The sequence below is a fragment of the Nocardia sp. NPDC058497 genome (genome assembly GCF_042720195.1).
Classification (GTDB): Bacteria; Actinomycetota; Actinomycetes; order Mycobacteriales; family Mycobacteriaceae; genus Nocardia.
Genome location: NZ_JBHXMY010000057.1, coordinates 1 through 8,691 on the forward strand (window position 1 = coordinate 1; position 8,691 = coordinate 8,691).

Below are 8,691 nucleotides of genomic sequence, written 5' to 3' on the forward strand. Positions count from 1 at the left end.
CTGCCGATCCGTCTCGAAGACCTGCTCGGGGTGATGTGACACGGCGGCCCTGATCAGGAGCCGGTACCAGCCTGTAGCCGGTCATGAGTATCCGCCGCGTTCACCGATCGAAGCCGCGGAAAACACCGTCGTCGTCGACGCTGCCGGCGTAGTCCTCGAAGTCCATGTTGGCGAGGGAGAGGTTGACCTCGACCTCGGCCATCGCGATCGGCGCGATCCGGAACACCGGGTCGCCGTCCCCTCGGACATCCTCGTCGCTGGTATCGACCGCCAGCAGTGGGTGCTCGGGGTCGGTCATCGTGGTGGTGTCGGCGAGGAACACAGAGGTCTGGCCATCGATCAGATCACCCAGGTCGGCGGGGGTCAGCCCGTCGAAGGTCACGTCGTCGACGGGTGTCAGCTCGGTCATCGTGTCTTCGTCGTAGGACGCCATGACCGCCGCGAGGGTGTGGGCCCAGGCCGCGTCGTCGGTGAAGTCCGTACGCACCAGAAGCGATTCGCCCTGGGGCAGAGATCGTGCCATACGCCCGATTGTGCACTACGGCAGCAAAGGTCGATGATCGAGCGGGTCTGCGCGTTGTCGGCGCGTAGCAGCGAGAAACACAGTCGACGCGTCTCCGCGACCTTGTTATCGTCGACACCGTGCATTTGTACCTCCTCTAAGAGCTCAGGGCCCGCGTCCGCACCGACGGACAGCTGACGGCCCCGCCATCGATGTTTCTTCGCGCCCGCTGTGCGCGTTCATCGACCAAGGCACATCCCGTACCCCGCAGTGGGTGACGCGTGCCCGGAGGAAGCCATGACCAACCGAATTCGGCCTGCCCGTGCGCGGGCACAACTGACCTGCCAGAACATTCGTGTCCAGCGCGGTGAGCGCACCGTGCTCGACGGCGTCGACATGACGGTGTCACCGGGATCCCGGTGGGGGATCGTCGGCGAGAACGGGCGCGGCAAGTCCACGCTGCTGCACGTCCTCGCCGGGCTGCTCATCCCCGACGACGGCGCGGTGCAGCGCGTCGGCACGCTGGCGCTGGCCACCCAGGAGATGCCCGACCACGACGAGCGCACCGTCGGCGCCGTCATCGACGAGCACCTGGCCGCCGCCCGCGCCGCGATGCAGCGCCTCGACGAGGCGACCGAGGCCATGGCCGCGGGCCGTCCCGGCGCCGACCAGGACTACGGCGAAGCGCTCGACCTCGCCCAGGCTGGTCTGGCTTCGGCCGCTGGCGAAGACGATGCCGGTCCCGTCCGGCGTGAAGACCGGCGTGAAATTGTTGTGCTCGTCCGCGAGTACCGGCCGGGCGTGGTCACCGTCGGATTCCATCATCCAGATCGCGTTGTCCCAGCTGAACACGATCATCGACCCGTCCGGCGAGAACCCGGGGTTGTCTCGCGAAGCCTCGCCGTGGCCTGTCCGCTTGGTCAGCTGTCGCAGATCGGTTCCGTCGGCGTCGATCACGCAGACGGCGCCCCCGGAGACAAACACGATGCGGGTGCCGTCCGCGGAGAACTCGGGGTCCCATCCGTCGTCATCGGCCGCCATCTGCTCGAAATCCCTGGAAAACTCCCACAACCTCTCCACATTTGCTCGCCTGGGCGAGGACACGCCCCGCGTGTGGGGCGTCGGTCGGCGTTTCCTGGGTCGTAGGCTTGTCCCATGGCATCCGATACCGACCCGTCGATCGACATCAAACCGCGCTCCCGTGATGTCACCGACGGCCTCGAGAAAACCGCTGCCCGCGGCATGCTGCGCGCTGTCGGCATGGGCGACGAGGACTGGGCCAAACCGCAGATCGGTGTCGCCTCCAGCTGGAACGAGATCACCCCCTGCAATCTCTCGCTCGACCGACTGGCCGACGCGGTGAAGGAGGGTGTCCACGCGGCGGGTGGTTATCCGCTCGAGTTCGGCACGATCTCGGTGTCCGACGGAATCTCGATGGGCCACGAGGGCATGCATTTCTCGCTGGTCAGTCGTGAGATCATCGCCGACTCCGTCGAGACCGTCATGATGGCCGAGCGCCTCGACGGGTCCGTCTTGCTCGCCGGGTGCGACAAGAGCCTGCCGGGCATGCTGATGGCGGCCGCGCGGCTGGACCTGGCCAGTGTCTTCCTCTACGCGGGCTCGACGCTGCCGGGCAATGTCGACGGCAAGGACGTCACCATCATCGACGCGTTCGAGGCCGTCGGCGCCTGCATCAAGGGCCTGATCACCCGCGACGAGGTCGACCGCATCGAGCGGGCGATCTGTCCGGGCGAAGGCGCCTGCGGCGGAATGTATACGGCGAACACCATGGCCTCGGCCGCCGAGGCACTCGGCATGAGCCTGCCCGGATCGGCCGCCCCGCCCGCTCCCGACCGTCGCCGGGACGACTACGCCCGCAAGTCCGGTGAGGCCGTCGTCGAGTTGCTGCGCCGGGGCATCACCGCGCGCGACATCCTGACCTTGGAAGCGTTCGAGAACGCCATCACGGTCGTCATGGCCCTGGGCGGGTCCACCAATGCCGTGCTGCATCTGCTGGCCATCGCCCGCGAGGCCGGGGTCGACCTCACCCTCGCCGACTTCAACCGGGTCGGCGACAAGGTGCCGCACCTGGGCGACCTCAAACCGTTCGGCCGCTACGTCATGAACGACGTCGACCGGGTCGGCGGCATCCCCGTGGTGATGAAGGCCCTCCTGGACGCGGGCCTCATGCACGGCGACGTCATGACCGTCACCGGCAAGACCATGGCCGAGAACCTCGCGCACCTCGAGCTGGGCCTCGACGGCGAGGTTATCCGGCGGCTCGATCAGCCGATCCACAAATCCGGCGGGCTCACCATCCTGCACGGCTCACTGGCACCCGAAGGGGCCGTGGTGAAGAGCGCGGGCTTCGACTCCGACGTCTTCCGCGGGACGGCGCGGGTGTTCGACGGGGAGCGCGCCGCGATGGACGCGCTCGAGAACGGCACGATCGTCGCCGGTGACGTGGTCGTCATCCGCAACGAGGGACCCAAGGGCGGCCCCGGCATGCGCGAGATGCTCGCCATCACCGGTGCGATCAAGGGGGCAGGCCTCGGCAAGGATGTCCTGCTGCTCACCGACGGCCGATTCTCCGGCGGCACAACCGGTTTGTGCGTCGGCCATGTCGCCCCCGAAGCCGTGGACGGCGGGCCGATCGCCTTCGTCCGAGACGGTGACCCGATCGTCCTCGACGTCGCCAATCGTATCCTCGACGTCGAGATCGACGAGAACGAACTGGCCCGACGCAAGGTCGGCTGGGAGCCCTTGCCGCCCAAGTACACCTCGGGCGTACTGGCCAAGTACCGCAAGCTCGTCAGCTCGGCCGCGCACGGAGCGGTCACCGGGTAACACCTCGGCGACCGCCCGCGCAACGCTTACTCGATGAGGCGATGGGTACCGTCGCGCACGGTGCCCACGAACTCCTCGATCAGGTCCTCCATCGCCACCACACCGACGGTGTTGCCCCGGCCGTCCACCACCCGGCCCAGATGGCTGTTGGTACGGCGCAACCGGGCCAGCGCCTCGTAGAGGGTGGTGCCCGTGCTCACCGTCGGCAGCGGCCGGATATCGGTGCGCGGGATCTGCGTCTCCGGGCCCGCGCTGTCGTCGGCGACCTTGTCCAGGACGTCCTTGACGTGCAGGTAGCCGACCAGCGACCCGTCGATGGCGCGCACCGGATACCGGGAGAAGCCGGTCTCGCCGACCGCGGCCTCGATGTCGCCGAGCGTGGTTCCGTTGCCGCGCAACGGCACCGAGCGCGCCTGCGCCAATGGCACCATCACATCGCCGACGATCCGCTCCGAGGTGCCCAGCGCCTGGGTGAGCCTGCGGTGTTCCTCCTCGTCGAGCAGCCCCTCCGAGCGCGACTCGCCGATCATCTCGGCCAGTTCCACCGTCGACACCGTCGCGTCGAGCTCGTCCTTCGGCTCGACCCGCATCGCCCGCAGCGAGACGTTGGCGAGGAAGTTGTAGAGCGCGATGAGCGGGCGCGCGATCCGCAACCAGACCAGATGAATCGGCACCAGCAGCAGCGCCGAGCGTTCCGGACCGGCCAGCGCGATGTTCTTCGGCACCATCTCGCCCAGCAGGATGTGCAGGATCACCACCACCGTGAGCGCGAGGGTGAACGCCACCGGATGCAGCAGCTGATCGGGCAGGCCGGCCAGTTCGAACGGCCGCTCGAGCAGATGCGCCACCGCGGGCTCGCCGACCCGGCCGAGCAGGATCGAGCAGATGGTGATGCCGAGCTGGGCCGCCGCCAGCATGATCGACAGGTTCTCGCCCGCCTCGATGACGGTTTGCGCCTTCTTCTTGCCCTGGGCGACAAGGGCTTCCAGCCGGTCGCGGCGGGCGGAGATCAGCGCGAACTCGGCGGCGACGAAGAACGCGTTGCCCGCCAGCAGCACGAAGGTCAGCACGATGCCGAACAGGTCACCCATGATTGTGCTCCCGTGCCGCCAGGTACGCCGCGTCGACGGGGATCAACCGCACCCGGTCGATGCGCCGCCCGTCCATCCGTTCCACCCTGACGATCCAGCCGCCGCCGGAACCGCGGGATTCGGGCAGCACCACCTCGTCGCCGGTGGCCGGAATCCGGCCGAGCTGGGTCAGCACCAGACCACCCAGGGTCTCGTATTCACCTTCCGGCGCTTCGTATCCGGTCGCCCGCGACACCTCGTCGATGCGCATCAGGCCCGAGCAGTCCCAGCCGTCGGAGACCCGGCGCACATCGCGTTCCTCCTCGTCGTGCTCGTCGCGCACGTCGCCGAGGATCTCCTCGATCAGGTCCTCCATGGTCACCAGGCCCGCGGTGCCGCCGTACTCGTCGACGACGAGCGCCACCTGCATGCCGTCGGCGCGGACCCGCTCCATGACGTCGTCGCCGTCGAGGCTCGCGGGCACGATCGGCACGGCGACGGCCAGCCTGCTCAACGGGATCTGCTTGCGCAGATGCGCCGGATGGGTGAACGCCTGCTTGACGTGCACGACGCCGAGCGCGTTGTCGAGATCGCCGTCGATGACCGGGAACCGGGAGTATCCGGTGCGCGCGGAGGCGGCGATGAGGTCGGCGATGGTGTCGTCGCGATCGAGCGACTCGACCTTCACCCGCGGTGTCATCAGATCCTCGGCACTGCGCTCACCGAACTCCAGCGAGCGGTCCATCACCTGGGCGGTGCGCTGATCCATGGCGCCGCGCAGGGCGGAGGTACGCACCAGCGAACCGAGCTCCTGCGGTGAGCGGGCCGAGCGCAGTTCCTCGGCGGGTTCGATACCGAGCCTGCGGACGATCCAGTTGGCGGCGCCGTTGAGGAAACGGATCAGCCATTTGAACATGACCGAGAACCCGATCATCGGGCCCGCGGTGAGCCGGGCCGTCGCCATCGGCTTGGCGATCGCGATGTTCTTGGGCACCAGCTCGCCGTAGATCATCGACAGCGACGTGGCCAGGACCAGGGCGAGGACGAGGGCGACACCGTGCGCGGCGGTCGGGCTCAGCCCGGCCGCGTCCAGCAGCGGGTCGAGCAACCGGGCCAGCACGGGTTCGGCGATGAAGCCGGTGACGAGCGTGGTGATGGTGATGCCGAGCTGGGCGCCCGAGAGCTGGAACGACAGGGTGTGATGGGCCTGCTTGACCAGCCGGGACCGGACATCACCGGCGCGGGCCGCCGCTTCGACGGTGCTGCGTTCCAGCGCGGTGAGGGAGAATTCGGCGGCGACGAACAGTGCGGTGCCGAGCGTGAGAGCCACGAAACCGATCAGGCTGAGCACGGTCAGAACGATGGACATCCTCAGCACCACCCGGGCGGTGCGGCGGGGAAATCGAGAGATCGAACGGACGCTGCGAAAAGGAGGACGCCGGGTTGGTCACCCGGCTCCGTAGAGGAACCCTCCTGTGTGGCGCCCTTGGACGCGGGTGACAACTGGATCCTTTCGCGGTGGGAAAAAGCGCTGCCGAGATCGGCAACTCCATAGTAATCGGTCCCCACCGATGATGCGTCAGCGGCGCGGGCCGGCGGCGGCAGACGGGCGGACAGGTCCGGAAACGACGGCGGCCGACCGGAACAGCGGTTCCGGTCGGCCGTTGTCAGGCCGGAGTCACCAGCCGCTGGGCAGGGGACGGCCCTCGGCGAAACCGGCAGCGGACTGCACACCCAGGATCGCGCGGTCGTGGAACTCCGGCAGCGTGCGGGCGCCCGCGTAGGTGCAGGAGCTGCGCACGCCCGAGCAGATGTGGTCGATGAGGTCCTCGACGCCGGGGCGCTCGGGGTCCAGGCGCATGCGCGAGCTGGAGATGCCCTCCTCGAACAGGGCCTTGCGGGCCCGGTCGAAGCCGCTGTCGGCGGCGGTGCGCGCGGCGACGGCGCGCTTGGAGGCCATGCCGAAGCTTTCCTTGTAGGCGTTGCCGTCCCGGTCGACGCGCAGGTCGCCGGGGGATTCGTAGGTGCCGGCGAACCAGGAGCCGATCATCACGTTCGACGCACCGGCCGCGAGTGCCAGCGCGACGTCGCGCGGGTGCCGCACGCCACCGTCGGCCCACACGTGCACGCCGAGTTCCTTGGCGGCCGTGGCACATTCGGCCACCGCGGAGAACTGCGGGCGGCCGACGCCGGTCATCATGCGGGTGGTGCACATGGCGCCGGGGCCGACACCGACCTTGATGATCGTCGCGCCCGCCTCGGCCAGATCGCGGGTGCCTTCGGCCGAGACCACATTGCCCGCGACCAGCGGCAGTCCGAGCCCGAGATCGGCGACGGTACGCAATGATTCGAGCATTTTGGTCTGGTGGCCGTGCGCCGTGTCGAGGACGAGCACGTCGGCGCCCGCCTCGGCCAGCGCCTTCGCCTTGGCTGCCACGTCACCGTTGATGCCGACGGCGGCGGCGATCCGCAGCTTCCCGTTCGCGTCGACCGCGGGGGTGTAGATGCCCGCGCGGATCGCGCCGGTGCGGGTCATCACACCTGCGAGGGTTCCGTCGGTGTGTGTCAGCACGGCGAGCTGGGCGTGGTCCTCGGCGAGCCGGTCGAAGATCTCGCGCGGGGACAGATCCACGGGGGCCTGGACGAAATCGGTGACCGCGACCTCGCGGAGTCGCGCGAACCGGTCGACATCGGCGCAGGCGGCCTCGGTGACCACACCGACCGGCTTGCCGTCCTCGACGACGACCACAGCGCCGTGCGCGCGCTTGTGCATCAGCGCCATCGCGTCGGACACCGATCGATCGGGGTCGAGGGTGACGGGGGTGTCGGCGGTGTGCGAGCGGCTCTTCACGAACGCGATGGTCTCGGCGGCCGCCGGGAGCGGCAGATCCTGGGGCAGGACGACGATGCCACCACGCCGGGCGACGGTCTCGGCCATCCGCTTGCCCGCGACGGCGGTCATGTTCGCGACCACGAGGGGGATGGTGGTGCCGGACCCGTCGACGCCGGCCAGGTCCACATCGAACCGGGACGCGACATCCGTCCGGTTCGGGACGAGGAAGATGTCGTCGTAGGTCAGGTCATACGGCGGCTGGGGTCCCGGAAGAAAGCGCACTTGGCCGATGATAGCCCTGTGAGGGTCGGCGTGGGCGACCTCTCAGCGCACGGGTTCGCCCGTCTCGGACAGCGGCGCCGCCTGGGACCGGCACAGCGCGACCGTAGCCACACACATCACCACGACGCTGACGGCGACGACGATCAGACCGGCGCGGTCGGTGCGTAGCTGCTCGTCGAGGGCGGTGAGACCGAGGAACGCGGCGGCGAGCGGTTCGGCGACCGCCGCGGCGGGCAGCGACGCGGCCAGCGGTCCGGCCTGGTACGCCCGTTGTTGCAGGTAGAAGCCGAACAGGCCGGCCGCTACCAGCGCCCAGGTCTGCCAGCCGGTGAGCACGGCGCCCAGGCCGTCGTCGAACAGGGTGACCACGCGGTCGGTGAGCGCGGCGGCCAGGCCGAACAGCGCGCCACCGGCGAGACCCAGGGCCAGCGCCCGCCCCGACGGGTTGGGCACGAGCAGCCCGGCCAGGGTCGCGACGGCGACGATGCTCAGCAGAATCGCCAAGGGCACCAGCCACTCTCGCAGCGGCGCGGTCTCCTCGCCCGCGGTCGGGTCGCCGACGATCAGGAACACGACCAGGGCGGCGACGAGGACCAAGGCCGTCGCGGCGGCCCGCCCGGTGATCCGCTGATGGTTCAACCGCGCCGACAGTGGCAGTGCGAAGACCAGCGAGCTCACCAGAATTGGTTGCACCACCAGTACCGCGCCGAGGCTGAGAGCGAGCACCTGCATGCCGTACCCGCCGACGTCACCGACGATCGCGGCCCACCACCGCTTGCTCCGGAGCAGGGACCGCATCAGCGCCGATCCCTCCGGGACGGCCGCGGCTGCCCGTTGCTGCGCGACCGAGGCCACCGCGAACAGGAGCGCGGCGACGAGGGCGCACACGATCGCGGCGATCGGACGGTTCGTCACGAGGTCAGTGTGGCGGATCTGTGGGTGGCGGGGACGGTGTGCCGTCGGTGAGTCGCCGTCGGTGTCCGCTCAGGGACGCTCGACTGCGCCGCAATGCCCTGATCGATCGGACTGAGCGACCCGGGCCGGACGCGTGGCGGCGGTGCCTCGACCGGCGCGCGCGGTCCCGGATCAGTCGTCCAGGAAAGAGCAGCGGGGGGGGGGGGGGGGCGCGGGGGGGGGGGGGGGGGGGGGCCGGGGGG

The 8,691-nt window shown here is 69.5% G+C and carries 7 protein-coding genes; 2 read left to right on the forward strand and 5 right to left on the reverse strand.

Features of this window, described 5'->3' with window-relative positions:
• Positions 1–100: 100 nt before the first annotated feature.
• On the reverse strand, positions 101–523 hold the full coding sequence (locus ACFWPJ_RS06655; RefSeq protein ID WP_378848029.1) for a DUF6924 domain-containing protein: 423 nt from the start codon (positions 521–523) through the stop codon (positions 101–103).
• Positions 524–898: 375 nt separating this feature from the next.
• On the opposite strand from ACFWPJ_RS06655, the gene ACFWPJ_RS06660 reads away from it, so the two are divergent.
• Together ACFWPJ_RS06660 and ilvD are read left to right on the forward strand one after the other, a co-directional pair.
• Positions 899–1,648, forward strand: a complete 750-nt coding sequence (locus ACFWPJ_RS06660; RefSeq protein ID WP_378848061.1) for an ATP-binding cassette domain-containing protein — start codon at positions 899–901, stop codon at positions 1,646–1,648.
• A 9-nt stretch (positions 1,649–1,657) separates the two neighbouring features.
• Positions 1,658–3,349, forward strand: coding sequence for a dihydroxy-acid dehydratase (ilvD, locus tag ACFWPJ_RS06665; protein WP_378848031.1), 1,692 nt, complete (start codon positions 1,658–1,660; stop codon positions 3,347–3,349).
• Between the two features lie 26 nt (positions 3,350–3,375).
• On the opposite strand, the gene ACFWPJ_RS06670 is transcribed toward ilvD, so the two are convergent.
• From ACFWPJ_RS06670 to ACFWPJ_RS06685, 4 genes are all read right to left on the reverse strand, one after another.
• Positions 3,376–4,440 carry a hemolysin family protein gene (locus tag ACFWPJ_RS06670; RefSeq protein ID WP_378848034.1) on the reverse strand — a complete coding sequence of 355 codons (1,065 nt, stop codon included), beginning with the start codon at positions 4,438–4,440 and terminating at the stop codon, positions 3,376–3,378.
• Positions 4,433–5,788 (reverse strand): hemolysin family protein, encoded by a 1,356-nt coding sequence (locus tag ACFWPJ_RS06675; protein WP_378848037.1) that lies wholly within the window; start codon positions 5,786–5,788, stop codon positions 4,433–4,435. The genes ACFWPJ_RS06670 and ACFWPJ_RS06675 overlap by 8 nt, the downstream gene beginning before the upstream one ends.
• Before the next feature lie 309 nt (positions 5,789–6,097).
• The gene (locus tag ACFWPJ_RS06680) at positions 6,098–7,534 is read right to left on the reverse strand and encodes a GuaB1 family IMP dehydrogenase-related protein (protein WP_378848040.1); all 1,437 of its coding nucleotides are present in this window, start codon (positions 7,532–7,534) and stop codon (positions 6,098–6,100) included.
• A 42-nt stretch (positions 7,535–7,576) separates the two neighbouring features.
• Positions 7,577–8,449: a DMT family transporter gene (locus ACFWPJ_RS06685; RefSeq protein ID WP_378848042.1), complete on the reverse strand. Its 873-nt coding sequence runs from the start codon at positions 8,447–8,449 to the stop codon at positions 7,577–7,579.
• Between the last annotated feature and the right edge of the window lie 242 nt (positions 8,450–8,691).

Coding starts and splice junctions, on each gene's coding strand:
- ACFWPJ_RS06655 (WP_378848029.1), bottom strand. CDS start 523: ATGGCACGATCTCTGCCCCAGGGCGAATCGCTTCTGGTGCGTACGGAC.
- ACFWPJ_RS06660 (WP_378848061.1), top strand. CDS start 899: ATGACGGTGTCACCGGGATCCCGGTGGGGGATCGTCGGCGAGAACGGG.
- ilvD (WP_378848031.1), top strand. CDS start 1,658: ATGGCATCCGATACCGACCCGTCGATCGACATCAAACCGCGCTCCCGT.
- ACFWPJ_RS06670 (WP_378848034.1), bottom strand. CDS start 4,440: ATGGGTGACCTGTTCGGCATCGTGCTGACCTTCGTGCTGCTGGCGGGC.
- ACFWPJ_RS06675 (WP_378848037.1), bottom strand. CDS start 5,788: ATGTCCATCGTTCTGACCGTGCTCAGCCTGATCGGTTTCGTGGCTCTC.